The sequence below is a fragment of the Escherichia sp. E1130 genome, from assembly GCF_005781065.1.
GTDB lineage: Bacteria > Pseudomonadota > Gammaproteobacteria > Enterobacterales > Enterobacteriaceae > Escherichia.
This window is the reverse complement of record NZ_VATL01000005.1, coordinates 189,031-213,278: the sequence shown is the minus strand read 5'-3', so window position 1 is coordinate 213,278 and position 24,248 is coordinate 189,031. Positions and strand designations below refer to the sequence as shown.

Here is a 24,248-nt window from a genome sequence, read left to right as displayed (position 1 = left end):
AAGCGCACTGTGTCAACAATCTGAAGCGGGCCAGTAAACTGACCCGCTCGTTTTTATGCGTGCGATTACAGGAACTGCAAGGAGATCCAGTACAGCGCACCGGAGAGCAGAACTGCAGCCGGGAGGGTAAACACCCAGGCCATCAGAATGCTGGTTACGGTTTTACGCTGTAAGCCGCCGCCGTCAACCACCATTGTCCCCGCTACGGAAGAGGAGAGTACGTGAGTGGTGGAAACCGGCATCCCGGTATAACTCGCCAGACCGATAGACACCGCTGCCGTCATCTGAGCAGACATACCCTGAGCGTAGGTCATGCCTTTCTTACCGATTTTCTCACCGATAGTGGTCGCCACACGACGCCAGCCAATCATCGTACCGATACCTAACGCCAGCGCGACCGCCATGATGATCCACACCGGAGCATACTCGATGGTGCTCAGCATATCGGACTTCAGTTTCTTCAACAGACGCTGATCATCCGCAGTGACGCCAGGCATTTTCACCACTTTGTCGATAGTGTCAGAAACGCACAGCATAATGCGGCGCATCTGGCTACGTTGGTCAAGCGACAGCTTGTCGTAGCTTTCCACATCGGCGGTCAGCATGCCTTTCAGGCGGTTGAGCGCGTTAATGGTATTCGACGGATGGCAATGGAACTCCGCAGGTTGTGTTGCGCCTGCTTCCGGAGCCGGTACTAACTGATCGGCACCGGTCGCCTGTTTAAGCAGCGCAGGATGCTGCTCAAAGTAAGCTTCCACATTGTTGATGGCATCACGGGTACGGGTGATTTCGTAGCCAGTGGCATTCATATTCACCACGAAGCCCGCTGGTGCGACGCCAATCAGAACCAACATAACCAGACCAATGCCTTTCTGACCATCGTTCGCGCCGTGAGAAAACGCCACGCCGATAGCGGAAAGGATCAGCGCGATACGCGTCCAGAAAGGCGGCTTTTTCTTGCCGTCTTTCTTTTCACGTTCCGCTGGGGTCAGGTGGATACGGGCGCGTTTCTTGGTGCCGCTCCAGTAGCGACGCAGCAAGAAAATCAGACCGCCAGCAAACACCAGGCCGACAATAGGGGAAACGATCAGAGATGCGAAAATACTTAATACTTTCGGGATATTGAGTGCATCCACCACTGACGTACCGGACATCAACGCATTGGTTAAACCAATACCGATGATCGCGCCAATCAGCGTATGGGAGCTGGATGCAGGTAAACCAAAGTACCAGGTACCAAGGTTCCAGATAATTGCTGCCAGCAACATAGAGAACACCATGGCAAGACCATGGGACGATCCCATATTAAGCAGCAGATCCGTCGGCAGCATATGCACAATGGCATAGGCAACACTAAGACCACCCAGCAAAACACCCAGGAAGTTGAACACTGCCGCCATAACCACAGCGAGCTGAGAACGCATCGCGCGGGTATAGATGACAGTTGCCACGGCGTTGGCTGTGTCATGGAAACCATTGATGGCTTCGTAGAACAGCACAAAAGCCAGTGCAAGCAATAATAACAGCCCGGTATGCAAATCCAGGCCAGCAAACAAATGTAGCATAGGACGTTACGCCATTTTGAGGACATGAACGCGGCGCATTATCAGTGACTTTCGCGGCGCGGGCAAAGTGAAATATAGATTTTTTTGATTTGCCTCCTGTATGAATTTCGCTCAAAAAATAATTATCTTATATAATTCAGACAAATACTTCCCCTAAGTAATATTGATGCTGGTGCGACCACTGAGGAATCTTTACAATTCACGCCCGTTTTTTCTAAGAGGAACGCAACGTGGAAAAGTTTGATGCCATTATTATAGGCGCTGGCGCGGCGGGTATGTTCTGTTCTGCGCTGGCAGGTCAGGCAGGGCGCAGAGTTTTGCTGATCGATAATGGCAAAAAACCGGGGCGCAAAATCCTCATGTCTGGTGGTGGGCGCTGTAACTTCACCAACCTTTATGTCGAACCAGGTGCCTATCTGAGCCAGAATCCGCATTTTTGCAAGTCTGCGCTTGCCCGATTTACTCAGTGGGATTTCATTGATCTGGTCAATAAGCACTGCATCGCCTGGCACGAGAAAACGTTAGGGCAACTCTTCTGTGATGACTCCGCTCAGCAGATTGTCGACATGCTGGTGGATGAGTGCGAGAAGGGCAATGTGACCTTCAGATTACGTAGCGAAGTGTTGAGCGTGGCGAAGGATGACGCGGGATTCACGCTTGAACTGAACGGCATGACCGTAGGTTGCGATAAACTGGTCATCGCGACCGGAGGCCTCTCGATGCCGGGTCTGGGCGCGTCGCCGTTTGGTTATAAGATTGCCGAACAATTTGGCCTCAACGTGTTGCCGACGCGCGCAGGCCTGGTGCCATTCACCCTGCATAAACCGTTGCTGGACGAGTTACAGGTGCTGGCGGGCGTGGCGGTACCGTCGGTGATCACCGCTGAAAACGGCACCGTGTTCCGTGAAAACTTACTCTTCACCCACCGCGGCTTGTCTGGCCCTGCGGTATTGCAGATATCCAGCTACTGGCAACCGGGTGAATTTGTCAGCATCAATCTGCTACCGGATGTCGACCTGGACACTTTTCTTAATGAACAGCGTAACGCGCATCCGAATCAGAGCCTGAAGAACACGCTGGCGGTTCATTTGCCGAAACGGTTGGTTGAACGGTTACAACAACTCGGGCAAATCCCGGACGTCTCGTTAAAACAGCTCAACGTGCGTGACCAACAGGCGCTCATTGCCACATTGACCGACTGGCGCGTACAACCTAACGGCACTGAAGGCTATCGCACCGCCGAAGTGACGCTCGGCGGCGTGGACACCAATGAACTCTCTTCACGAACGATGGAAGCACGTAAAGTTCCGGGCTTGTACTTTATCGGCGAAGTGATGGACGTTACCGGCTGGCTAGGGGGCTATAACTTCCAGTGGGCGTGGTCCAGTGCGTGGGCTTGTGCGCAGGATTTGGCGGCAGAATAAGAGGCAAAATGCCCCCCCCTCGTTTTCGCGGTGTAACCAGGGGGGGATTACCTGAACAAAGTCCAGATAAGACGCTCGACGCCTTATCTGAAGCCTTTTCTATTATTTTTTCGCAGACCCCGCTTCTAATATAGAAACGATGGAAAACAGTGTAAAACACACTGCACCTAAGCCAACCAAAACTCGCGAAGGAATAAAATAAGCCATGTCGGTTTGCGCAATTTCAGCAAGGAACGCTGCGAGGAACAGGCAAAACAGACAGGTAAATACCGGAATCATGGGTATTCTGTTGGTTAACGAACAGGTGCGTCGCCATACCAGCGCCAACAACCACACTTTGGAGAAAATACTGTAGCAAATCATTCCCAGACAAATAAGAATAATGCCGGGTGCCAGTCTAGCACTTTCATCAGAACTGACTAAAACGTAGATCCCCTGAATAACCGTCAGTGAGCCAAGTAAAATAACCCAATAGCACCACAGCCAATGCTCTTTCATTGAGAACGTATTCCGCGTTTGATGGACAATAGTGGCGACAAGACCAATAAGACAAGCGCAAATTGCCGTTAACCCCAGCAGTACGTGACCAGCAACATAATGTGGTGTGATATTTGCACTACGTAACAGCGCGACTGACCAAATGAAACCAAAGAGAGTAAGCAGAACGGGAACGGCAATTAAGCCATTACCGATTGTCGAAGAATAAGCCTGCAACGGCGTACCATCACTCTTACTGCCCGAGGCGTTTTTGGGAATTAGCAGAAAATGCCCGGAAGACGCCGCCACGGTTGATACGCAGGCAGCAATCATCCCAACACCGAAAATAACATGTCCGGCAACAAATTCATCGGCCATGACATTATCACTTGCCAGCAGCAACCATCCCCAAATCATAGTTGCGACAGACCCAGCGTAACCAATAACAGGAAAAAGTGTGCTGTAGAGCTTATTCACACCATGCGTTAACTGCGAAATAATAATAAATGCAGTAGTGAATAACGCCAGACATATTGCAGAAAGCGAAATAAGTACATGTCCCGCCACAAAATACTCACTTTGCCCGGAACCTGCTAATACAAAATCACCCAATGCAATACATATTATCCCCATAATTAAAGGGATTAATTTAAATAGCCATCCGATATATATATTCATTTTAAACTCCATGTGTACTTTCTGCTAATATAAGAAAGCGTATCAGTAGTATTTTTAGTCAGTTAAATATAACAATGAGATACCACCAAATGTAACAAGTAACTTTACTATAGCCGGATTTATTGCCCGGAGTGTTAAGTTTTAGATGTGAGTTAATGCTGATAAATAAATATTTATCCTAAGGTAAATTCCGAGTTAATATCTTTATCTTATACTCTAAATAATTCGAGTTGCAGGAAGGCGACAAGCGAGTGAATCCCCAGGAGCTTACATGAGTAAGTGACTGGGGTGAGCGAACGCAGACGCAGCACATGCAACTTGAAGTATGACGAGTATATTTTTATTTTGTTGCTTTAAACGACCTTGTTCGAGACCGCTTTATTTAATACATAAGCCTTTATCATCTTTTCAAAAAATTATTTCGCTTTCGGTAAATATTTGCACCTCGGCGATAATAACGCTATGTGATAGTCATCGGGTTTTCTGTTACGGAAACCTGCGCAGTAGTGCCTGAGAACCTGTGCAGAAGATTTTTGGTTAAAAACGCTATCGAACAGAAGAACATCGCGATGTATCACAAGCTGATGGTAATCAAATAGACAACATGAATATAACTGTTAGTATTTAATTGATTTAACTTATGAGTATGCGTGTTTCATTTACGGCCAGGAATGCTGATGATGACAACATTACTACCCGTTTTCACCAGACCTTCCCCGTTGGTGCTCAGTTTGCTGCGCCCTGGCCGCCTTTGCCGTTTCCTTCTTATCCCGGATGGAATAATTCGCTGAACGTCGTTCGGTGGCAGTTGTAACACGCGTCGATTGCTTACAGGGATTATGGCGGGTCGATTATGGATAATATTAAGCGCCATCTGGCGTGGTGGGTTGTCGGGTTACTGGCGGTGGCTGCTATCGTGGCGTGGTGGCTGTTGCGTCCAGCAGGTGTGCCGGAAGGCTTTGCCGTCAGCAATGGGCGCATTGAAGCGACGGAAGTGGATATCGCCAGCAAAATTGCCGGGCGTATCGACACCATTCTGGTGAAAGAAGGCCAGTTTGTTCGCAAAGGCGAAGTGCTGGCGAAGATGGATACTCGTGTGTTGCAGGAACAGCGACTGGAGGCCATCGCGCAAATCAAAGAGGCGCAAAGTGCCGTTGCCGCCGCGCAGGCTCTGCTGGAACAGCGGCAAAGTGAAACTCGTGCCGCACAGTCGCTGGTTAATCAACGCCAGGCTGAACTGGACTCCGTAGCCAAACGTCATACCCGTTCCCGCTCGCTCGCCCATCGTGGGGCTATTTCTGCGCAACAGCTGGATGACGACCGCGCCGCTGCCGAAGGCGCCCGTGCTGCGCTGGAATCGGCAAAAGCCCAGGTTTCGGCTTCTAAAGCCGCTATAGAGGCGGCACGCACCAATATCATTCAGGCGCAAACGCGCGTCGAAGCGGCACAAGCCACTGAGCGGCGCATTGCCGCAGATATCGATGACAGTGAACTGAAAGCCCCGCGTGACGGACGCGTGCAGTATCGGGTTGCCGAGCCAGGCGAAGTGCTGGCGGCAGGTGGTCGGGTGCTGAATATGGTCGATTTGAGCGACGTCTACATGACCTTCTTCCTGCCAACCGAACAGGCGGGCACGCTGAAACTTGGCGGTGAAGCACGGCTGATCCTCGATGCTGCGCCAGATCTGCGTATTCCTGCGACCATCAGCTTTGTCGCCAGCGTCGCCCAGTTCACGCCAAAAACCGTCGAAACCAGCGATGAACGGCTGAAACTGATGTTTCGCGTCAAAGCGCGCATCCCACCGGAATTACTCCAGCAGCATCTGGAATATGTCAAAACGGGCTTGCCGGGCGTGGCGTGGGTGCGGGTGAATGAAGAACTTCCGTGGCCTGAAGACCTGGTGGTGAGGTTGCCGCAATGACGCATCTGGAACTGGTTCCCGTCCCGCCTGTCGCGCAACTGGTGGGCGTGAGCCAGCATTATGGAAAAACCGTTGCGCTGAACAATATCACTCTCGAGATTCCGGCCCGCTGCATGGTCGGGCTGATTGGCCCGGACGGCGTCGGTAAGTCGAGTTTATTGTCATTGATTTCCGGTGCTCGTGTCATTGAGCAGGGCAACGTGATGGTGCTGGGCGGCGATATGCGCGACCCGAAGCATCGCCGCGACGTTTGCCCGCGCATCGCCTGGATGCCGCAAGGGCTGGGCAAAAACCTCTACCACACCTTGTCGGTGTATGAAAACGTCGATTTTTTCGCCCGCCTGTTCGGTCACGACAAAGCGGAGCGGGAAGTGCGAATTAATGAGCTGCTGACCAGCACCGGGTTAGCACCATTTCGCGATCGTCCGGCAGGGAAACTCTCCGGCGGGATGAAGCAAAAACTTGGGCTGTGCTGTGCGTTAATCCACGACCCGGAACTGTTGATTCTTGATGAGCCAACAACGGGGGTTGACCCGCTCTCCCGCGCCCAGTTCTGGGATCTGATCGACAGTATTCGCCAGCGACAAAGCAACATGAGTGTGCTGGTCGCCACCGCCTACATGGAAGAGGCCGAACGCTTCGACTGGCTGGTAGCGATGAATGCCGGAGAAGTGCTGGCGACCGGCAGCGCCGAAGAGCTGCGGCAGCAAACGCAAAGCGCCACGCTGGAAGAAGCGTTTATCGCTTTGTTACCAGAAGCGCAACGCCAGGCGCATCAGGCGGTAGTGATCCCACCGTATCAAGCTGAAAACGCAGAGATTGCCATCGAAGCGCGCGATCTGACCATGCGTTTTGGTTCCTTTGTCGCTGTTGATCACGTCAATTTCCGCATTCCACGCGGGGAGATTTTTGGCTTTCTCGGTTCGAACGGCTGCGGTAAATCCACCACCATGAAAATGCTTACCGGACTACTGCCCGCCAGCGAAGGTGAGGCGTGGCTGTTCGGGCAACCGGTTGATCCAAAAGATATCGATACTCGCCGTCGGGTGGGCTATATGTCGCAGGCGTTTTCGCTCTATAACGAACTCACCGTGCGGCAAAACCTGGAGTTACATGCCCGTTTGTTTCACATCACGGAAGCGGAAATTCCCGCGCGAGTGGCTGAAATGAGCAAGCGTTTTAAGCTCAACGACGTTGAAGATGTTCTGCCGGAGTCATTGCCGCTCGGCATTCGCCAGCGGCTTTCGCTGGCGGTGGCGGTGATTCATCGCCCGGAAATGTTAATCCTCGATGAACCCACTTCTGGCGTCGATCCGGTGGCGAGGGATATGTTCTGGCAGTTGATGGTCGATCTCTCGCGCCAGGACAAAGTGACTATCTTCATCTCCACCCACTTTATGAACGAAGCGGAACGCTGCGACCGTATCTCACTGATGCACGCCGGAAAAGTGCTTGCCAGCGGTACACCGCAGGAACTGGTTGAAAAACGTGGAGCCGCCAGTCTGGAAGAGGCATTTATCGCCTATTTGCAGGAGGCGGCAGGGCAGAGCAACGAAGCCGAAGCGCCACCTGTGGTACATGACACTACCCACGCGCCGCGTCAGGGATTTAGCTTGCGCCGTCTGTTTAGCTACAGCCGTCGCGAAGCACTGGAACTGCGACGCGATCCGGTACGTTCGACGCTGGCGCTGATGGGAACGGTGATCCTGATGCTGATAATGGGTTACGGCATCAGTATGGATGTGGAAAACCTGCGCTTTGCGGTGCTTGACCGCGACCAGACCGTCAGTAGCCAGGCGTGGACGCTCAATCTCTCCGGTTCCCGTTACTTTATCGAACAGCCGCCGCTCACCAGTTATGACGAACTTGACCGTCGGATGCGTGCGGGCGATATCACGGTGGCGATTGAGATCCCACCCAATTTCGGGCGCGATATCGCGCGTGGTACGCCTGTGGAACTCGGTGTCTGGATCGACGGTGCGATGCCGAGCCGTGCCGAAACGGTAAAAGGTTACGTGCAGGCCATGCACCAGAGCTGGCTACAGGATGTGGCGAGTCGACAATCCACGCCAGCCAGCCAAAGCGGGCTGATGAACATTGAGACGCGCTATCGCTATAACCCGGACGTAAAAAGCCTGCCAGCGATTGTTCCGGCGGTGATCCCGCTTCTGCTGATGATGATTCCATCAATGCTAAGCGCCCTTAGCGTGGTGCGGGAAAAAGAGCTTGGGTCGATTATCAACCTTTACGTGACTCCTACCACCCGCAGCGAATTTTTGCTTGGCAAACAGCTGCCGTACATCGCGCTGGGGATGCTGAACTTTTTCCTGCTCTGCGGCCTGTCGGTGTTTGTGTTTGGCGTACCGCATAAAGGCAGTTTCCTGACGCTCACCCTGGCGGCGCTGCTGTATATCATCATCGCCACTGGAATGGGGCTGCTGATCTCCACCTTTATGAAAAGCCAGATTGCCGCCATTTTCGGTACGGCGATTATCACGTTGATCCCGGCGACACAGTTTTCCGGGATGATCGATCCGGTAGCTTCGCTGGAAGGGCCTGGACGTTGGATCGGCGAGGTTTACCCGACCAGTCATTTTCTGACTATCGCCCGCGGGACGTTCTCGAAGGCACTTGATCTGACTGATTTGTGGCAACTTTTTATCCCGTTGCTGATAGCCATCCCGCTGGTGATGGGCTTAAGCATCCTGCTGCTGAAAAAACAGGAGGGATGATGCGCCATTTACGCAATATTTTTAATCTGGGTATCAAAGAGTTGCGCAGCCTGCTCGGCGATAAAGCGATGCTGACGCTGATTGTCTTCTCGTTTACGGTGTCGGTGTATTCGTCAGCGACCGTCACGCCAGGATCATTGAACCTGGCGCCGATCGCCATTGCCGATATGGATCAATCGCAGTTATCGAACCGGATCGTTAACAGCTTCTATCGCCCGTGGTTTTTGCCACCGGAGATGATCACCGCCGATGAGATGGATGCCGGACTGGACGCCGGACGCTATACCTTCGCGATAAATATCCCGCCTAATTTTCAGCGTGATGTCCTCGCCGGACGCCAGCCGGATATTCAGGTGAACGTTGATGCCACGCGCATGAGCCAGGCATTCACTGGCAACGGGTATATCCAGAATATTATCAACGGTGAAGTGAACAGCTTTGTCGCACGCTACCGTGATAACAGCGAACCGTTGGTATCGCTGGAAACCCGGATGCGCTTTAACCCGAACCTTGATCCTGCGTGGTTTGGCGGGGTGATGGCGATCATCAACAACATTACCATGCTGGCGATTGTGCTGACCGGATCGGCGCTGATCCGCGAGCGTGAACACGGCACGGTGGAACATTTATTGGTGATGCCGATAACGCCGTTTGAGATCATGATGGCGAAGGTCTGGTCGATGGGGCTGGTGGTGCTGGTGGTATCGGGATTATCGCTGGTATTGATGGTGAAAGGCGTGCTGGGCGTACCGATTGAAGGCTCTATCCCGCTGTTTATGTTGGGCGTGGCGCTCAGTCTGTTTGCCACTACGTCAATTGGCATTTTTATGGGGACGATAGCGCGTTCAATGCCGCAACTGGGGCTGCTGGTGATTCTGGTGCTGCTGCCGCTGCAAATGCTTTCTGGTGGCTCCACGCCGCGCGAAAGTATGCCGCAGATGGTGCAGGACATTATGCTGACCATGCCGACGACACATTTTGTCAGCCTTGCACAGGCCATTCTCTACCGTGGTGCCGGATTCGAAATCGTCTGGCCGCAGTTCCTGACGCTGATGGCAATTGGCGGCGCGTTTTTCACCATCGCGCTGCTGCGATTCAGGAAGACGATTGGGACAATGGCGTAAGGAAGGGAAACTTGACTTCATACTGTGATGTCATACTATTGATGTCATAAAGTGAAGTCATAAGGACATGCCATGAGAACCCAGGTACAGGCTTTACGGAAGAAACAAAAAAACACATTGGATCAAATATTTAAATCTCCTGTTCCTCAAGGGATCAAGTGGTCTGATATAGAGTCACTGGTTAAAGCATTAGGCGGAGAAATTAAGGAAGGAAGAGGTTCGCGTTGTAAGTTCATACTAAATATGAGCGTTGCGTGTTTCCATCGGCCTCATCCGTCGCCAGATACCGATAAAGGCGCTGTAGAAAGCGTGCGTGACTGGTTACTAAGTATAGGGGTAAAACCATGATCAAACTGAAGACGCCAAACTCTATGGAGATTGCCGGGCAACCTGCTGTTATTACCTACGTGCCAGAACTAAATGCATTTCGTGGCAAATTCCTGGGCTTGTCAGGTTATTGTGATTTTGTCTCTGACAGCATTCAGGGGCTGCAAAAAGAAGGGGAGCTTTCCCTGCGAGAGTATCTTGAGGATTGTAAAGCTGCGGGTATTGAGCCGTATGCGCGTACAGAAAAGATTAAAACCTTTACGTTACGCTATCCAGAATCGCTGAGTGAACGCCTTAATAATGCGGCTGCGCAGCAACAAGTCTCTGTTAATACTTATATTATTGAAACGCTGAATGAGCGTTTGAATCATTTATAAATTTTAGCGGCGTACATTACGCAGAATATCTGCCTTTACAGGAGCTATCTATGCAACTGAACTTAATTATATAAATTAAGTTCAGTTAATATCTTTTCTTTCCTCGTTTTAGAAATAACTCAATCTTCCTTCGGCAAGCACTGCAAATGCCCGTGCCGCACGCCGCGTTGGGCGATAACGTCATCGGCAAAATGCTGCACGTCGCCCATGTCACCTTTCAGCACGGCAATTTCCAGACAGTCGTCGTGATTAATGTGCACATGCAGCGTGGCGACCGAGAGATCGTGGTGGTGATGCTGCGTGGAGACAATACGGCTGGCTAAGTCGCGTTTTTCGTGTTCATACACATACGACAGCACCGCGAAACCTTGTGTGCCGTGCTGCTGGGTAGCTTCCTGCGCCAGGGCGCTACGCAGAATATCGCGGATAGCTTCGGAACGGTTGTTATAACCACGACGCTGGCTCAGGCTGTCCAGCGTCTCCAGTAAATCGTCATCAAGCGTGATGGTGACTCGTTGCATTTGCGTTAAACCTTTTCTGTGGCGCGACGGCGCACGGGGAATGCGGGTAATACCGCGTTTTGTAGCACACGTCCGGCGTTAGAGGAAAAGGTTAATTTATCTCCCACCACCTGGGTTTCGACGATTTGTCCGTTGTCCATCACCATCACCCGCTGACAGAAGCGTTCTACAAGACGTAAGTCGTGGGTGATGAACAGGCAGGCGGTGCCAAACTGTTGTTGTAGCTTTTTCAGCAGGCGAATGACGCCCGCCTGTAACACGAGATCAAGGTTAGAAACGGCTTCATCCAGAATCAGCAGTTTCGGTTCGACCGCCAGCGCGCGCGCCAGGCAGACGCGCTGGAGCTGGCCGCCGCTTAACTGCGGTGGGCGTTTGTCGAGCACGCTGTCGTCAAGATCGACCGCCTTCAGCATTTCGCTGGCGCGCGCCAGTTGTTCGGATTTTTTCAGCGATAGCAGGTGGCGCATCGGTTCACGCAGGATCTCGCGCACGGTTTTGCGCGGATTCACGGCGCTGATGGAGTCCTGAAACACCATCTGAATATCGCGGCGAAACGCTTTACGTTGCGCGCGATTAAGTTTCGTCAGCGGTTCGCCACGCCAGCTAATATTTCCCTGTGAGGGCGATTCTAAGCCTACCAGCAGCCGCGCGAGGGTACTTTTTCCGCAGCCACTGCGCCCTAACAGAGCGACGGTTTCACCGCTTTTCAGGGTCAGGGAAACGTTATTCAGCACCGCCTGATGCTGGTGCTTACCGCTAAATCCACCGTGCGCATAGTGATGGGAAAGGTCGCAGACGTTAAGTAAAGTCATGATGCCAGCTCCATACCGTAGAGGGCGAGATGCGCAGAAACCAGGCTGCGCGTCACCGCATGTTTGGGGGCGTTAAACAGCGTTTCTACATCACCCTGTTCGACAATCTTACCGTGCGACATCACCGCCACGTCATCCGCCAGACGCGCCACCACGCCCATATCATGGGTGACCAGCAGCATTCCCGGCGCTTGTTTTTGCATAATGCTTTCCAGCAGATCGAGGATGCGCGCCTGCGCCACCACGTCAAGGTCGGTGGTGGGTTCATCAGCGATGATAAAAGGTGATTCACACAGCACCGCCATCGCAATCATCATGCGCTGCAACATGCCGCCGCTCATCTCGAACGGGTACAGCTTCAGCACGCGTGCGGCGTTTTCCAGCCCCACCGCTTCTATGGCCGCGGTAAGCGTGGCGTCGTCGGCGGGTTTCCCTAACGCCAGGCAGGTTTCCCGCGCGTGGGTCTGCATGGTGTGCAGCGGATTAAAGGCACTGCGCGGGTTCTGCATGATAGTGGCAATTTTGATACCGCGCAGGGCGCAAGGCGAAACCGGTTTGCCATCGGCTAAAATTTCCCCCGCCGTCTGGCGAACTCCTGCGGGCAGAATGCCCAGCGCCGCGGCGCAGGTCAGTGATTTTCCGCTGCCGCTACCGCCGACTAACGCCAGCACACGCCCGCGTTGCAGGGTTAACGATACGCCGTGCACCAGCGGCTGCGCGGCCTGTAGCGCGATATCGCGCAGTTCAATCTGTTGCGGCATTAGTGTGCGTGCTCCGTCACCAGATGAGGGTCCAGATGATCGCGCAGTGCGTCACCCACCAGGTTAAAGGCCATCACGCTGATAAACAGCGCCAGCCCCGGCCAGAACATTTGCAGCGGCTGGGTCCAGATATACTGGCGCGCGTCGTTAATCATCACGCCCCATTCGGCGGTCGGCGCGGTCACGCCGAGGCCGAGGAAGGACATACCCGCGACGTGCAGCATCATATGGCCGATATCCAGCGTTGCCAGCACCAGCAGCGAGGGGATCACCGCACCTGCCAGATGATCAACAAACACCCGCACATGGCCCGCACCAGAAAGCCGTGACGCCAGCACAAACTCGCGCTGGCGCAGTGAAATCACCAGGCTGCGCACCATGCGTGCATACCACGCCCAGTGCGACAGGGCGATGGCGATAATTACGTTGGTCAGCCCGGTGCCGAGCACGCCAACCATAAAGAACGACAGAATCGAGGTCGGGAAGGTCATAAACATATCGGCGACGCGCATGGTGGCCTGATCAACGCGCCCGCCAATCAGTCCGGCGCTGCCGCCAATAACCAGCCCTAATGTCAGTACCAGCAGCAGGCAGGCCATTACCGAACCGAGCGACACGCGGGTCGCTGCCATCAGCCGCGAGAAAATATCGCGCCCTAAATGATCGGTGCCCAGCCAGTGCTGCGCATCCGGTGAAAGCAGGCGCGAAGGCAAATCAATCGCCTGGGGGTCATACGGCAGCCACCACTGGCTGGTGAGCGCAATCAGCGCCAGCAGGGCGATAATGATCAGCGCCAGGCGAACCGACCAGCGGGAAGAGAGGAAAAAGTTCACGCGTGCGCTCCTTCATGACGACGAATGCGCGGGTCCAGCGCGGCGTTGAGCAAATCAACAATCAAATTACAGACCACAAAAACCACCACCATCATCAGCGTAAAGCACTGAATAACCGGATAGTCACGGTTAAAAATCGCCGACACCGCATAGCGCCCGACGCCCGGCCAGGCAAAGATGTTTTCGATAATCATCGTCCCGCCGATAAGCTCGCCGATGTGCATCCCCACGGCGGTGATCATCGGCAGCGACGCATTGCGCAGAATATGGCGGCGTTCGGTCTGTTTGTCGTTCAAACCGCGCAGTCGCGCCCAGGTCACATGACGCTGACCGGCAACGTCCAGCATACTGGCGCGCAGCAGCCGCGCGTTAATCGCCAGCGACATAAAGGCGATGGAAACCGCAGGCAAAATGATGTGCTGCCAGCCGCCGTAGCCCATCGCAGGTAGCCATTGCAGATACACCGAAAACGCCATCACCAGTAAAAACGCCAGCCAGAAGTTGGGCATCGACACGCCGAGAAACGCGATAAAACGTACGGCGAAATCCGGCAGACGGTCGCGATGGCGCGCCGCCCAGATACCGAGTGGCACTGAGGTAAGCAGAATTAATACCAGCGCCGCACCTGCAAGTTCCAGCGTGGCGGGCAGGAAGTTCAGCATATCGTCCAGCACCGGGCGTTGGCTGGCGAATGAGATACCAAAGTCAAGATGCAGCGCCTTCCACAACCAGGTGCCGTACTGGACGTACAGCGGCTGATCCAGTCCCAGCATGGTGCGGGTAGAAGCCAGCATCTCCGGCGTCGGCGGCAGGTTAGACAGACGCAGATAATCGAGCGCCGGGTCGCCGGTGCCGAGGCGCAGCATCAGAAAAATGATCACCGAGGCGGCGAGCACCATCGGGATCAGCAGCAGAAAGCGGCGTAATACGTAACGCAACATTAAGGTTTCACCGGTTTAATCTGTTCGAACGGAATTTCGGTGGCGATCGGCGCGTAGGGGATGTTACCCAGCTCCGGTTTTGATACCACCATCATTGAGATGTAACTGATAGGCAGATAAACCGCCTCGTCATGCAGACGGGTCAGAATGTCGCGATACAGCGCCTGACGTTGCGTTTCGTCATGGGTCGCCAGCACTTCGCCGATCTCTTTATCAATCAGCGGCTTGTCGGCTAATCCTTGCTGTGCCTGGAAATCAGCGTGCGACGGTACGCGCATTGAACTCAGGAAGGCGTGTGGGTCGTATGGCGCGCCCCAGGTGCGGTGGAAAATCATGCCAAAACGACCGTCGCGCTGACGAGCATAGATACTGCTCTCTTCTTCGCCAATCAGCGAGACATCTGCGCCAATCTGGCGCATATCAGCCTGAATGATTTCCGCCATCGATTTACTTAACGCATCGGTGCCGATGAACGACAGTTCAATGCGCAGCGGCTGACCGTTTTTCTCGCGGATGTCTTTGCCCGCAGGTAGCGTCCAACCGGCTTTTTCCAGCAACTCTTTCGCTTTCTGCGGATCGTACTGGCGTGGTTTCAGGCCGAGGTTGGCGTAGGGCACAGAAGGGGCAAACAGGGTGTCGGCGACTTGCTGGGTACCATACAACGCGTTATCAATCAGCGATTTTTTGTTCACCGCGTAATTAAGAGCTTCACGTACTGCCAGCTCGTTGGTGGGGGCTTTGGCGGTATTGAGCGCCAGCATCACGGTTTCGATCGGCTGTGACAGTTGAGTGTGGTAAGCCGGGTTCTGGCTAAAGCGGGCGAAGGTATCGAGCGGTAATAACCCTTCGTTTCCGTACAGCAGGTCGATATCGCCAGTTTCAAACGCTACCGCGCGGGTAGTCGGGTCCGGGATCACGTTAAAAGTGATCTTTTTAATCGCCGGCTTTTCGCCCCAGTAGTTTTCGTTTCGGACGAAGACATCGTACTGATTCAGTTTCGATTCCTGCAAAACCCACGGCCCAGTGCCAATCGGCGCTTTAATCCCGTTCATGGTTTCATGGTTTTTAAACTGCGAGGGGGCGATAAAGCGGAAAGGGCGGGGCAGGGCCAGTTCTTGCAGGAAAGGATAGTAGGCGCTTTTCAGGGTGATTTGCAGCTCGTTTTTACTGAGTGCTTTGACATCAACAATCTGGTTTGCCAGCTCCAGCCAGGCGTGACGTTGACGGTTATCGAGCACTGCGCGGAAGTTTTCTGCCGCCGCCTCTGCATCAAACGGTTCGCCGTTAGAGAATTTCACGCCATCACGCAGAGTGAAGGTCCAGGTTTTGCCATCTTCCGAATGGGTCCAGCTTGTTGCCAGCCACGGGATCACCGAACCGTCTGCCTGATATTTCACCAGCGGTTCATAAACCATGCTCTGGGCGAACATCTGGTTAGGCGTGTAAAGATGCGGGTTTAGTGGCCCGACATTCACCGGCCAGGCGGTGGTGATTTCATCTGGCGCGGCGGCATGAACGATAAAAGACGCACAAGCCAGCAGCGCAAATAGAGTGCGGCGGAGTGTGGAGAGCATGGTAACCCCAATGGATTAAAATAGATGGCGGAAATCAGTATGACGATTTTAAGTATTCGTCATACTGATTACCTGTTCTGGATCAAGAGATAGGCAGTCGGACGGGCGGATCAGTTAACTGAATCGATCCATTGCACACTGTCGGCGGTGAGCGTAAAGGGGGTAGGGGTGCAGATTGCCAGGCTTAAATTGTCGAGCTGGCAATGGCTAACTGACAGCGATGACTGATAGGTGCTGTCTACGCTGACGATTTGCCAGGCGCTGCCACCACGCTGTTTAACGATGGCTTCTTTGCGCGTCCAGATGCGCCAGAACATTTCCAGTTGCTGATCAGGATGCACGGCGTCCATCTCAGCATGTTCCCCGAGGCTGAACACGGCGTTCGCCAGCCAGCGCCAGTTGGCGCGCGGGCGAATCACTTCGATATCGCAGCCGACTTCGCCTTCATCGCTCAACAGCAGGGCGATATCGTCACCGCTATGGCTTAAGTTGAACCATAGCGGCGTTTCCGGCGCGAATGCAGGTTTGCCTTGTTCGCCATAGATGATCTCCGGTAGCGGGGAAAGCGTGTGCGAAAGCAATGCACGCCCCGCCAGCCAGCGTTCGCGTCGTGGACCTTGCGGTGCTTGATCGTGTAAAGCCGGTGGCAGTGGAGCTGCGCTTAAGGTCGAAACTTTCCCCAGAACTATCCGATACATATCAGGGCCAACGTTTAATGATGATGGATGTATTAATGCCGCCAAAGGCAAAGTTGTTACTCTGCAAAAACTCACAATCAACCTTGCGGGCTTCATGCATGATGTAATCCAGCGCGCCACAATTCGGGTCTGGTTTATTCAGGTTTAGCGTAGGAGCAAACCAGCCTTCGCGCATCATTTGCAGACTCATCCAGGCTTCGAGCGCGCCACAGGCACCAAGCGTATGACCAAAATAACTTTTCAGCGAGGAGAGCGGCACATTATCACCGTAAATGGTTGCTGTCGCCAGACTTTCTGCCATATCACCACGATCGGTCGCCGTGCCATGCGCTGAAATATAGCCGATATCTTGTGCGCTTAACCCGGCGATTTTCAGCGATTGCTCCATACAATACTGCATGGTCTCACGCTGTGGCTGGGTGATATGCGCGGCGTCGCAGTTAGTCGCAAAGCCGACGATTTCACCGTAAATGGTCGCGCCGCGCGCTTTGGCGTGCTCCAGTTCTTCGAGGATGAGCGTCCCTGCGCCTTCACCAATCACCAGCCCGTCGCGGTTTTCATCGAACGGTGAAGGTGTGGTTTTCGGCGCATCATTGTGCTGGCTGGTGGCGAAAAGCGTATCAAATACCGCTGCTTCTGAAGGGCATAACTCTTCGGCACCACCAGCAACCATCACCGTTTGATAACCGTGGCGAATGGCTTCCCACGCATAACCGATCGCCTGGCTGCCGGAGGTACAGGCGCTGGAGGTTGGGATCACCCGCCCGCGCAGGCCGAAAAAGAGGCCAGTATTAACGGCGGTGGTGTGCGGCATCATCTGCACATAGGTGGTGCCAGTGATGTTATTGGTGTGCTTTTCAGTCAGCATGGTGGCGAACTCGCTTACCGGGCCGGTACTGCCGGTCGATGAACCGTACGCAATGCCCGTTTCGCCGCTGGTTAATATCGGATCGCCAATCAACCCTGCCTGCTCTAACGCCAGCTCGCTGGCGCGGGTCGACATTTGCGACACGCGGCCCATCGCACGGATACGCTTGCGGGTGTAGTGCTCCGGCAGCGTGAAATCATCAATAGGCGCGCCAAGCAGGGTGTGCAGGCCATCGTAGACCTGCCACTCCGGCATTTTGCGCACCGCGTTTTCATACGCCAGTAAGCGTGCAGAAACGTCCTGCCAGTTTTCACCAAAGGCAGTCACGCCGCCCATTCCTGTAATCACTACGCGACGTGTCATAACATCCCTCCGTTGATGGAAATAACCTGGCGGGTGACGTAACCCGCAATATCAGACATTAAATAGCTGGCAAGCCCGGCAACTTCTTCCGCCTGGCCCATGCGTTTCATTGGGATCATCGACATTGCCTCTTTCAGGGCGCTCTCTTCCATTTCGATCATCCCGGTATCAATAAGTCCCGGCGCGATGCAGTTGACGGTGATTTTGCGCTTCGCGAGTTCGATAGCCAGTGCTTTTGTTGCGCCGATAATTCCGGCTTTGGCAGCGCTGTAATTCACCTGGCCGCGATTGCCCATTACGCCGGAAACCGAGGACAGCGTGATGATGCGTCCGCCCTGGCGCGCACCGATCATCGGCATAATGCACGGCTGAATGACGTTGTAGAAACTGTCGAGATTGGTGTGGATCACTGCATCCCAGTCGTCATCGCTTAAAGCCGGAAAAGCGGCGTCGCGGGCGATCCCGGCGTTACTGACTACGCCGTACCAGGCGCCGTGTTGCGCGATCTCGTGCTCCAGCACTTCCCGACATTGTTCGCGGTTTGCGACGTCGAAACTGAGCAAACGCCCGTTACCACCGTTGGCGACAATGGCATTCAGCGTTTCCTGAGCGCCTGCGGCGTCACGGTGATAGTGAACGCCAATGTTAAAGCCGTCTGCCGCCAGTTGGCAGGCGATGGCGCGACCAATGCCTTTGCTGGCACCAGTAACCAGAACTGAACGACTCATCAGGACGCTCCTTGTTGAAACAGGGTGGTAAGTTCTTCCGCGGTCGGCTGGAAGGTGTTAATGCGGCCCGTCGCCTCGCCGTCGTTGATGCTGCACTCAAAACTGCCGAAGCGATCGTCTTGCATCAGCAGTTTGACGGTAATGGTCAGCGTCTGGCCTGTGAGCAGAATGCCAGTGGTGCAAAGCAATTCACGCGCGCCCAGTACCATCCCTAACTCAATACTGTTTTTGCCCTGCTGGTGGCGATGCCAGCCAGACCAGACGCCGACGGTTTGCGCCATCAGTTCAAGGGCAAACCAGCCAGGGAGATTGCCGTCCGGGTCGAGAAACGGTGCCAGTACGCCACTGGGCGAGACTGTTACGCGGCAGACCGCGCTGTCATCGCTGACGCTCACCACTTCTTCCAGCAGTAACATGGGCGCGTCGTGGGGCAGATAAGCGCCGGGTGATAAATAGTGGCTCACGAAACCCTCCCGAGCAGAATGCTGGCGTTATTGCCGCCAAAGGCGAAGGAATTGGACAGGATCACCGGACGTGCCAGCGGCTGCGGTTGTTCGATAATGCCACACGGTGGCAGCCTGGGATCGCGCGGCGACAGGCTGAAGTCCTGAGCGGGCAGCGGTAAATCACGCTGTAAGATCAACATGCTGATTGCCGCCTCGGTAATGCCCGCCGCGCCCAGCGAGTGTCCGGTCAAATGTTTGGTGGAGCTGCAAGGTACGCGTTCGCCAAACAGGGCGTTAACCACCATTGATTCAATCTGATCGTTGAGTTGTGTGGCGGTGCCGTGCAGGTTGATATAGCCGACGTCATCTGGCGTAAGCTGCGCATCGGTCAGCGCCTGATTAATAGCGCGGATCGCCCCTTCGCCCTGCGGATGCGGGGCCGAAATATGGTAAGCGTCGCTTGATTCACCAACGCCCAGCAACGCGATGGGCTGCGGTTCGCGGGTCAGCAGCATTAGTCCAGCCCCTTCGCCAATGGTGATACCTGCGCGGTCACGACCAAACGGCTGACATAAGGTTGGCGAGAGCGATTCGAGGCTGTGAAAACCGTTAATCGGCATTCGGCTCAGGGTATCTGCGCCACCCACAATGGCGGCATCGACCAGCCCCGCTTCGATAAGTCTGCGCCCGCTGATCATCGCTCTGGCGCTGGAGGAGCAGGCGGTTGAAAGGGTATAGGCCGGGCCGTCGAGCGCCAGCCAGTGGCTGAGAAAACGCGACGGATCGCCGAGTTCCTGTTGTGCATAGTGCCACGTGGTGCTCGGCTGTCCGTTGGTGCGCAGCTTAACGTGCGTGTCGCCTTCATGCAGGCCGGAGGTGCTGGTGCCAAGCACAATCGCGATGCGCTCGCGGCCATATTTCGCGATAGCGTCATCAACCTGCGGCTGGATCTGCGCCAGCGCCGCCAGCAGGATCTGATTGTTGCGCGAGCGGTGCGCAGCGAATTTTTCCGGGATAAGCGGAAGCTCGCCATCCACGCCAGCCAGGACTGCCTGCGGATGCCCCTGCAACCAGCCTGCGCGTGGGCGCATTCCGGGAGCGGCACCGCGAGTCAGGTTGGTCGCGATTTCGTCAAGGTTATTTCCCAGGGCGTTGATCATGCCGACGACGGAAATATAAATCATATCAGTCACCTAAGTATTGAATGGTGATGTGGTATTTAAAGACATGCTGCTCAATGCTGATTGGCACGCGTTTGCCCTTGCGATTCAGATAGGTGATTTCCGTGACCAGTTTGCCGCTGGCGTTACGCAGCTCGCGTTTGTCGCCGTTGTCGCGAAGCGTCCAGCCTGCGGGGAGTTGCGGTTGCCAGGCGCTAATCGGCCAGTGGCTGAGCATTACGTCAGCCAGTACCTGACTTGCGGGCGGTAACTGTGGGACGACGATGGATTGCTCGGCGCGTAGCCCTTGCGCATCGTAGGTCACCAGAAACAGGCGAATGCCGACCGACGACAGCCCGGCAAGGGTTATTTTCTGGTCGTCGGCGTTAAGCATCACTAGCAGCGACTGGGTTTTGCCGTTGAAGCTGCCGGTCAATAGTTGTTGGGAATTGACGGCGGGTGAAATCCCTGGTGCCGGTAGCGTGATGCGCGTGCCAGGTTGCAGCCACGCCTGTGGGCGGCCTTCCTGTTCTGGTTGCGAGTGGCTACAGCCGGTGAGGATAAGCGTAGCGGTCAGGGCGAGCGCTCGCCAGAAGGTAGGTTTGATCATTTTTTTGTTCTCTTTTTATCGGGCATAGCCAGCGGCGAAAGCAGGAAGGCAGTGAAAATACCGCTCACCAGCACAATGCCAAAACTGCTGATGGCCTGGGTGGTGCTGAATACCAGCATACCCAGCGTCAGCAAGGTGGTGAGCATTGCCAGCGTGATCGCCAGTAGTGAAGTTAACGGTGTACCGCGCGGATTACTGAAAAACAGCGTGTAGTTGATACCGATGCCAAGCACCAGCACCAGCGCCAGCAGCGAAAAGAGATTCACCGCCTGCCCGCTCATTGCCAGCACCGCCAGACCGCAGCCCAGCGAAAGCACCGAAGGTACAAGGCTGATAAGCCCTTTGCGCCAGCCGAGGCGGGCCACTGCGCCGCAGGCAATAACCGCCAGCGCCACCAGCAACAAACCGGTTAAGACGTAGCGGTAAAGTGCGAATAATTCATCAAAGGTGTTTTTGCGATCAACCCAGGCAATGCCACAAGGGTAATATGTGGAGATTTCCTGTAGCGCCGCGCTATTTTTAACCCCTTCAACTGGCACCAGCACGCCGCTTGCGCCGTTTTCCAGCGTCAGCCACAGCAGACGCCAGCCTTCACTGGCGGGGCTTGCCAGCCATTCATCAACGTTCACCGGCATGGCGTTGAGATCCGGATTCACTGCCGTCAGCCCGGCATTTTGCAGTGCTTTTGTTACCGTCGGGGCCGCCGTTTTCAGCAGGTGTAAATCTTCCTCCTGCCGCGCCAGGGAGTTCAGCGGAATGGTGCGGTAGTTGCTGATAAGGCCGTCTTTTTTCGCCTTCTCCAGCGAAGCGGTAAATTTCTCCAGCCGTCTTAATGTTTGCTGTGGGGAGTCGCCGTAAACCACAAACCATTTTTGATCGACGCTTTGTCCGGTCAGGGCGGTAATGGCTTTCTCCTGGGCCAGAATATGCTGCGGCAGCGCCTGTAACTGCGAGATATCGTCATCGACGCGCAGCATTGACATCCCCGCCAGCGAAAACAGCGCCAGCGCGACGGGCAGACCCAGCGACAGTTTTTTATTACGCCGCCACGCTGCCAGCCAGCGCAGCATCAGCGCCATCGCCGGAACCGGACGCACCGGCAGGCCACGACACAGCCACGGATGCCAGAACAGGACGGTCAGACAGGAGGTGCTCAACCCGACGGCGGCAAAAATCGCCATCTGGCGAATACCGGGGAAGGGGGCGAGCATCATAATCAGATATGCCGCCACGGTGGTGAGCAGCGCCAGAAGCAGGGCATTACGCACTTTCGCCAGGCTTTGCCACGGCGAAACGTCGTTGCCGTGCACCATCCGTTCGGTGAGGTAATAGAGCGTGTAGTCAGCGGAAATGCCGATAACGCTCATGCTCATCACCAGCGTCATCAGGTGTAATTCACCGAAAATCAACAAGGTGGCGACCGTTCCCGCCAGCGCGCCGATGCCGATGGAAATCACGCAAAGCAGCAACGGACGTAGAGAGCGGAACACCGCCACAATCAGCAATATCACCCCCAGCAGCGTTGCCACGCCCAGGGTGGAGATATCCTGCTTCGCCTGTTGGCTGGCGTAATCGCTGTAAAACACCGTGCCGCGCGAGAGCAGCTGCGCCTGCGGGTAACGTGTTTTCAGATCTTTTTCCAGCGTATTCAGGGTCGTGATGAGCTTGTGGGTTTGCTGCATATCAAACGACGATCCCGCCAGTTCTCCGTGCAGCAGATACCAGTAGTTGCCCTGGGGATCCTGCGTCACCAGCCAGCCGTCCATCAGTCGTAAACGCTGGCCGTTTTTCGCCATCGCCAGCTGCGAGCCGCGCATTAACATCAGCGGATCGTTTTGCAGCTCCTTGCCGCTTACCCCGGAGAACGCAGAATAAAGCTGGGAGAGGATCCACTGCGCCTGCGCTTCGCCGCCGTTTTGCAGGCGGACGCGAGTGTCGGGGTCAATCAGGCCGTTGCGGTGCTGCCAGAAAAATGCTCCCCACGCCTGCTGGCTGGCAGCATCCATTGGCCCTTTAACGTCGCCGAGCGCAGCGGATTTTTGCAGCAGCGTCAGCCACTCCTGAGCCACCCTGGGATTAGCCTCTTTACCGGGGCTGACCAGCCACACCAGTTGGCGGTCCAGACGCTGCATAAAGCCGTCATTCAGCGCTGGGGGAATATCGCCCATCGCCTGTTTGGGTAACATTGCCAGCACGCTACTGTTCAGCCGTGATTGCGGCAGCAGAATCAGCAACGCCGCCGCCATGACCAGGCAGACGATCCCCCATAACAGCGCGGGGCGTTTACTGGGCGGCAAAACGTTGGCGTTCGTCATCGGTCAGTTGCGCTGGCGTCAGTTGATGTTGGGTAAGAGCAATATCGGTGCGATCGCCCTGTTTATCATTAAGCTGAATGCTCTCCAGATAGGTTTGCCCGGCGAGATCGATGGTGTTGAAAATTTTATCCAGCGGCGTGGTGGTTGGGGTCAGGCGCAGCGTCCAGCGGCCTTCGCCTTTGTCAGCAAATTCGACGCGGAAGTTTTGTTCCAGCACTTTGCGATCGGCCTGGAACAGCGCGCGCAGCAGGTGGTTAAACTGGAACATCTGCGGGTTATTTTCTGCCGTGATGATTTGCGGCGGCTGACCGTTGATCACCTGCACCATGCGTTTATCGTCCAGCAATAGCTGCATGGAGAACGGTGAGGTTTGATCCCACAATAGCCCCTGGTCGCGGGCGATCAACATCTGGCCCTGCGATCTCAGCGGCTGCGGCAGATCTTTAATCGTCCGGGTTTGATCGAAATGGGCGCGGATCACCGGCTGTTCGGTAAAGCGTTGCTGAAGATCGTCCAGGGTCAGGGCGCTGACAAACGGGCTAACCAGCAGCGCCAGCAGCGGTAAAAATTTCATGGTTTGACTCCCATGCGTTCAAACAGAATATCGGGGCTGACAAAGCACAGTTCGCGGCTTTGCTCGTCTACTGCGACCTGGATGGTGTATCCGGTGGTGGCGCGTTTTCCCGTTTCGGCATCGAAAATCTGATAGCCAATCCGCAGACGGTTTTCGAACTCTTCGATATGCGCACGCACGCGGATGCGTTGCTCAAAGGTGAGGGCGTGGCGATATTTCACCCGCGCATCGACCACCGGCCACAAATAACCGGACTCTTTCATCTGCCGATAGCCGTAATTGAACTGGTTGAGCAGCGCCTCGCGGGCCACTTCAAAGTAGCGAAAATAGTTACCGTGCCAGGCCACGCCCATCATATCGACGTCGTGAAAGGGAATGGTCAGCTCGACTTCAGCGGTAAATCGGGGATCGTTAAGCAC

At 54.8% G+C, this 24,248-nt stretch carries 24 protein-coding genes; 7 read left to right on the top strand and 17 right to left on the bottom strand.

What is annotated here, in order from left to right:
* Positions 1-65: 65 nt before the first annotated feature.
* Positions 66-1,565 (bottom strand): inorganic phosphate transporter PitA, encoded by a 1,500-nt coding sequence (gene pitA, locus FEK66_RS06870; RefSeq protein WP_130209156.1) that lies wholly within the window; start codon positions 1,563-1,565, stop codon positions 66-68.
* A gap of 230 nt (positions 1,566-1,795) precedes the next feature.
* On the opposite strand from pitA, the gene FEK66_RS06865 reads away from it, so the two are divergent.
* Complete coding sequence (locus FEK66_RS06865) at positions 1,796-2,989, top strand: NAD(P)/FAD-dependent oxidoreductase (protein ID WP_135495288.1); 1,194 nt, start codon at positions 1,796-1,798, stop codon at positions 2,987-2,989.
* Positions 2,990-3,091: 102 nt separating this feature from the next.
* On the opposite strand, the gene FEK66_RS06860 is transcribed toward FEK66_RS06865, so the two are convergent.
* Positions 3,092-4,144, bottom strand: a complete 1,053-nt coding sequence (locus tag FEK66_RS06860) for a DUF2776 family protein (protein WP_135495330.1) — start codon at positions 4,142-4,144, stop codon at positions 3,092-3,094.
* Positions 4,145-4,821: 677 nt separating this feature from the next.
* Between FEK66_RS06860 and FEK66_RS25925 the strand changes: the two genes are divergently transcribed.
* From FEK66_RS25925 to FEK66_RS06835, 6 genes are all read left to right on the top strand, one after another.
* A complete protein-coding gene (locus FEK66_RS25925; protein ID WP_240782957.1) occupies positions 4,822-4,935 on the top strand; it encodes a hypothetical protein in 114 nt (37 codons plus the stop codon).
* A gap of 62 nt (positions 4,936-4,997) precedes the next feature.
* Entirely contained in the window at positions 4,998-6,065 is a 1,068-nt protein-coding gene (locus FEK66_RS06855) for an HlyD family secretion protein (RefSeq protein WP_130209148.1), read from the top strand.
* A complete protein-coding gene (rbbA, locus tag FEK66_RS06850) occupies positions 6,062-8,797 on the top strand; it encodes a ribosome-associated ATPase/putative transporter RbbA (protein ID WP_135495287.1) in 2,736 nt (911 codons plus the stop codon). Before FEK66_RS06855 ends, rbbA begins: the two co-directional genes overlap by 4 nt.
* Positions 8,797-9,921, top strand: coding sequence for an ABC transporter permease (locus FEK66_RS06845; protein ID WP_001314210.1), 1,125 nt, complete (start codon positions 8,797-8,799; stop codon positions 9,919-9,921). The genes rbbA and FEK66_RS06845 overlap by 1 nt, the downstream gene beginning before the upstream one ends.
* A 72-nt stretch (positions 9,922-9,993) precedes the next feature.
* Positions 9,994-10,269: a type II toxin-antitoxin system HicA family toxin gene (locus FEK66_RS06840; RefSeq protein WP_001260301.1), complete on the top strand. Its 276-nt coding sequence runs from the start codon at positions 9,994-9,996 to the stop codon at positions 10,267-10,269.
* Positions 10,266-10,625 carry a type II toxin-antitoxin system HicB family antitoxin gene (locus FEK66_RS06835; RefSeq protein WP_000593555.1) on the top strand — a complete coding sequence of 120 codons (360 nt, stop codon included), beginning with the start codon at positions 10,266-10,268 and terminating at the stop codon, positions 10,623-10,625. The genes FEK66_RS06840 and FEK66_RS06835 overlap by 4 nt, the downstream gene beginning before the upstream one ends.
* 119 nt (positions 10,626-10,744) lie before the next feature.
* On the opposite strand, the gene nikR is transcribed toward FEK66_RS06835, so the two are convergent.
* The 15 genes from nikR to FEK66_RS06760 all read right to left on the bottom strand — a co-directional run bounded on the left by nikR (position 10,745) and on the right by FEK66_RS06760 (position 24,248).
* On the bottom strand, positions 10,745-11,146 hold the full coding sequence (gene nikR, locus FEK66_RS06830; protein ID WP_001190062.1) for a nickel-responsive transcriptional regulator NikR: 402 nt from the start codon (positions 11,144-11,146) through the stop codon (positions 10,745-10,747).
* A gap of 5 nt (positions 11,147-11,151) precedes the next feature.
* Positions 11,152-11,958, bottom strand: coding sequence for a nickel import ATP-binding protein NikE (nikE, locus tag FEK66_RS06825; RefSeq protein WP_135495286.1), 807 nt, complete (start codon positions 11,956-11,958; stop codon positions 11,152-11,154).
* Positions 11,955-12,719 (bottom strand): nickel import ATP-binding protein NikD, encoded by a 765-nt coding sequence (gene nikD, locus FEK66_RS06820; RefSeq protein ID WP_135410741.1) that lies wholly within the window; start codon positions 12,717-12,719, stop codon positions 11,955-11,957. Before nikD ends, nikE begins: the two co-directional genes overlap by 4 nt.
* Entirely contained in the window at positions 12,719-13,552 is an 834-nt protein-coding gene (gene nikC, locus FEK66_RS06815; protein ID WP_001008963.1) for a nickel ABC transporter permease subunit NikC, read from the bottom strand. Before nikC ends, nikD begins: the two co-directional genes overlap by 1 nt.
* Positions 13,549-14,493: a nickel ABC transporter permease subunit NikB gene (gene nikB / locus FEK66_RS06810; protein WP_000947068.1), complete on the bottom strand. Its 945-nt coding sequence runs from the start codon at positions 14,491-14,493 to the stop codon at positions 13,549-13,551. Before nikB ends, nikC begins: the two co-directional genes overlap by 4 nt.
* Positions 14,493-16,067, bottom strand: a complete 1,575-nt coding sequence (nikA, locus tag FEK66_RS06805) for a nickel ABC transporter substrate-binding protein (RefSeq protein ID WP_130209129.1) — start codon at positions 16,065-16,067, stop codon at positions 14,493-14,495. Before nikA ends, nikB begins: the two co-directional genes overlap by 1 nt.
* Before the next feature lie 110 nt (positions 16,068-16,177).
* On the bottom strand, positions 16,178-16,765 hold the full coding sequence (gene acpT, locus FEK66_RS06800) for a 4'-phosphopantetheinyl transferase AcpT (RefSeq protein WP_130209127.1): 588 nt from the start codon (positions 16,763-16,765) through the stop codon (positions 16,178-16,180).
* Position 16,766: 1 nt separating this feature from the next.
* A complete protein-coding gene (locus FEK66_RS06795; protein WP_000198469.1) occupies positions 16,767-17,996 on the bottom strand; it encodes a beta-ketoacyl-ACP synthase in 1,230 nt (409 codons plus the stop codon).
* Complete coding sequence (locus tag FEK66_RS06790; RefSeq protein WP_000091660.1) at positions 17,993-18,724, bottom strand: 3-ketoacyl-ACP reductase FabG2; 732 nt, start codon at positions 18,722-18,724, stop codon at positions 17,993-17,995. Before FEK66_RS06790 ends, FEK66_RS06795 begins: the two co-directional genes overlap by 4 nt.
* Positions 18,724-19,188, bottom strand: coding sequence for a 3-hydroxy-fatty acyl-ACP dehydratase (locus tag FEK66_RS06785; protein WP_131161875.1), 465 nt, complete (start codon positions 19,186-19,188; stop codon positions 18,724-18,726). The genes FEK66_RS06790 and FEK66_RS06785 overlap by 1 nt, the downstream gene beginning before the upstream one ends.
* Entirely contained in the window at positions 19,185-20,354 is a 1,170-nt protein-coding gene (locus FEK66_RS06780; protein WP_135495285.1) for a beta-ketoacyl-[acyl-carrier-protein] synthase family protein, read from the bottom strand. Before FEK66_RS06780 ends, FEK66_RS06785 begins: the two co-directional genes overlap by 4 nt.
* Position 20,355: 1 nt before the next feature.
* Positions 20,356-20,940: a DUF3261 domain-containing protein gene (locus FEK66_RS06775; protein ID WP_103253585.1), complete on the bottom strand. Its 585-nt coding sequence runs from the start codon at positions 20,938-20,940 to the stop codon at positions 20,356-20,358.
* The gene (locus FEK66_RS06770; protein ID WP_135495284.1) at positions 20,937-23,255 is read right to left on the bottom strand and encodes an MMPL family transporter; all 2,319 of its coding nucleotides are present in this window, start codon (positions 23,253-23,255) and stop codon (positions 20,937-20,939) included. The genes FEK66_RS06775 and FEK66_RS06770 overlap by 4 nt, the downstream gene beginning before the upstream one ends.
* Positions 23,224-23,829, bottom strand: coding sequence for an outer membrane lipoprotein carrier protein LolA (locus tag FEK66_RS06765; RefSeq protein ID WP_135495283.1), 606 nt, complete (start codon positions 23,827-23,829; stop codon positions 23,224-23,226). The genes FEK66_RS06770 and FEK66_RS06765 overlap by 32 nt, the downstream gene beginning before the upstream one ends.
* On the bottom strand, positions 23,826-24,248 hold the full coding sequence (locus tag FEK66_RS06760) for a thioesterase family protein (protein WP_000930891.1): 423 nt from the start codon (positions 24,246-24,248) through the stop codon (positions 23,826-23,828). The genes FEK66_RS06765 and FEK66_RS06760 overlap by 4 nt, the downstream gene beginning before the upstream one ends.

What these genes read in the sequence shown, in the direction of transcription:
- nikR (WP_001190062.1), bottom strand. Translation starts at nt 11,146, where the DNA reads ATGCAACGAGTCACCATCACGCTTGATGACGATTTACTGGAGACGCTG.
- FEK66_RS06775 (WP_103253585.1), bottom strand. Translation starts at nt 20,940, where the DNA reads ATGATCAAACCTACCTTCTGGCGAGCGCTCGCCCTGACCGCTACGCTT.
- FEK66_RS06790 (WP_000091660.1), bottom strand. Translation starts at nt 18,724, where the DNA reads ATGAGTCGTTCAGTTCTGGTTACTGGTGCCAGCAAAGGCATTGGTCGC.
- nikD (WP_135410741.1), bottom strand. Translation starts at nt 12,719, where the DNA reads ATGCCGCAACAGATTGAACTGCGCGATATCGCGCTACAGGCCGCGCAG.
- FEK66_RS25925 (WP_240782957.1), top strand. Translation starts at nt 4,822, where the DNA reads ATGATGACAACATTACTACCCGTTTTCACCAGACCTTCCCCGTTGGTG.
- FEK66_RS06765 (WP_135495283.1), bottom strand. Translation starts at nt 23,829, where the DNA reads ATGAAATTTTTACCGCTGCTGGCGCTGCTGGTTAGCCCGTTTGTCAGC.
- nikB (WP_000947068.1), bottom strand. Translation starts at nt 14,493, where the DNA reads ATGTTGCGTTACGTATTACGCCGCTTTCTGCTGCTGATCCCGATGGTG.
- FEK66_RS06855 (WP_130209148.1), top strand. Translation starts at nt 4,998, where the DNA reads ATGGATAATATTAAGCGCCATCTGGCGTGGTGGGTTGTCGGGTTACTG.
- rbbA (WP_135495287.1), top strand. Translation starts at nt 6,062, where the DNA reads ATGACGCATCTGGAACTGGTTCCCGTCCCGCCTGTCGCGCAACTGGTG.
- FEK66_RS06770 (WP_135495284.1), bottom strand. Translation starts at nt 23,255, where the DNA reads ATGACGAACGCCAACGTTTTGCCGCCCAGTAAACGCCCCGCGCTGTTA.
- nikE (WP_135495286.1), bottom strand. Translation starts at nt 11,958, where the DNA reads ATGACTTTACTTAACGTCTGCGACCTTTCCCATCACTATGCGCACGGT.
- nikA (WP_130209129.1), bottom strand. Translation starts at nt 16,067, where the DNA reads ATGCTCTCCACACTCCGCCGCACTCTATTTGCGCTGCTGGCTTGTGCG.
- FEK66_RS06835 (WP_000593555.1), top strand. Translation starts at nt 10,266, where the DNA reads ATGATCAAACTGAAGACGCCAAACTCTATGGAGATTGCCGGGCAACCT.
- acpT (WP_130209127.1), bottom strand. Translation starts at nt 16,765, where the DNA reads ATGTATCGGATAGTTCTGGGGAAAGTTTCGACCTTAAGCGCAGCTCCA.
- FEK66_RS06860 (WP_135495330.1), bottom strand. Translation starts at nt 4,144, where the DNA reads ATGAATATATATATCGGATGGCTATTTAAATTAATCCCTTTAATTATG.
- pitA (WP_130209156.1), bottom strand. Translation starts at nt 1,565, where the DNA reads ATGCTACATTTGTTTGCTGGCCTGGATTTGCATACCGGGCTGTTATTA.
- FEK66_RS06780 (WP_135495285.1), bottom strand. Translation starts at nt 20,354, where the DNA reads ATGATTTATATTTCCGTCGTCGGCATGATCAACGCCCTGGGAAATAAC.
- FEK66_RS06845 (WP_001314210.1), top strand. Translation starts at nt 8,797, where the DNA reads ATGCGCCATTTACGCAATATTTTTAATCTGGGTATCAAAGAGTTGCGC.
- FEK66_RS06840 (WP_001260301.1), top strand. Translation starts at nt 9,994, where the DNA reads ATGAGAACCCAGGTACAGGCTTTACGGAAGAAACAAAAAAACACATTG.
- FEK66_RS06795 (WP_000198469.1), bottom strand. Translation starts at nt 17,996, where the DNA reads ATGACACGTCGCGTAGTGATTACAGGAATGGGCGGCGTGACTGCCTTT.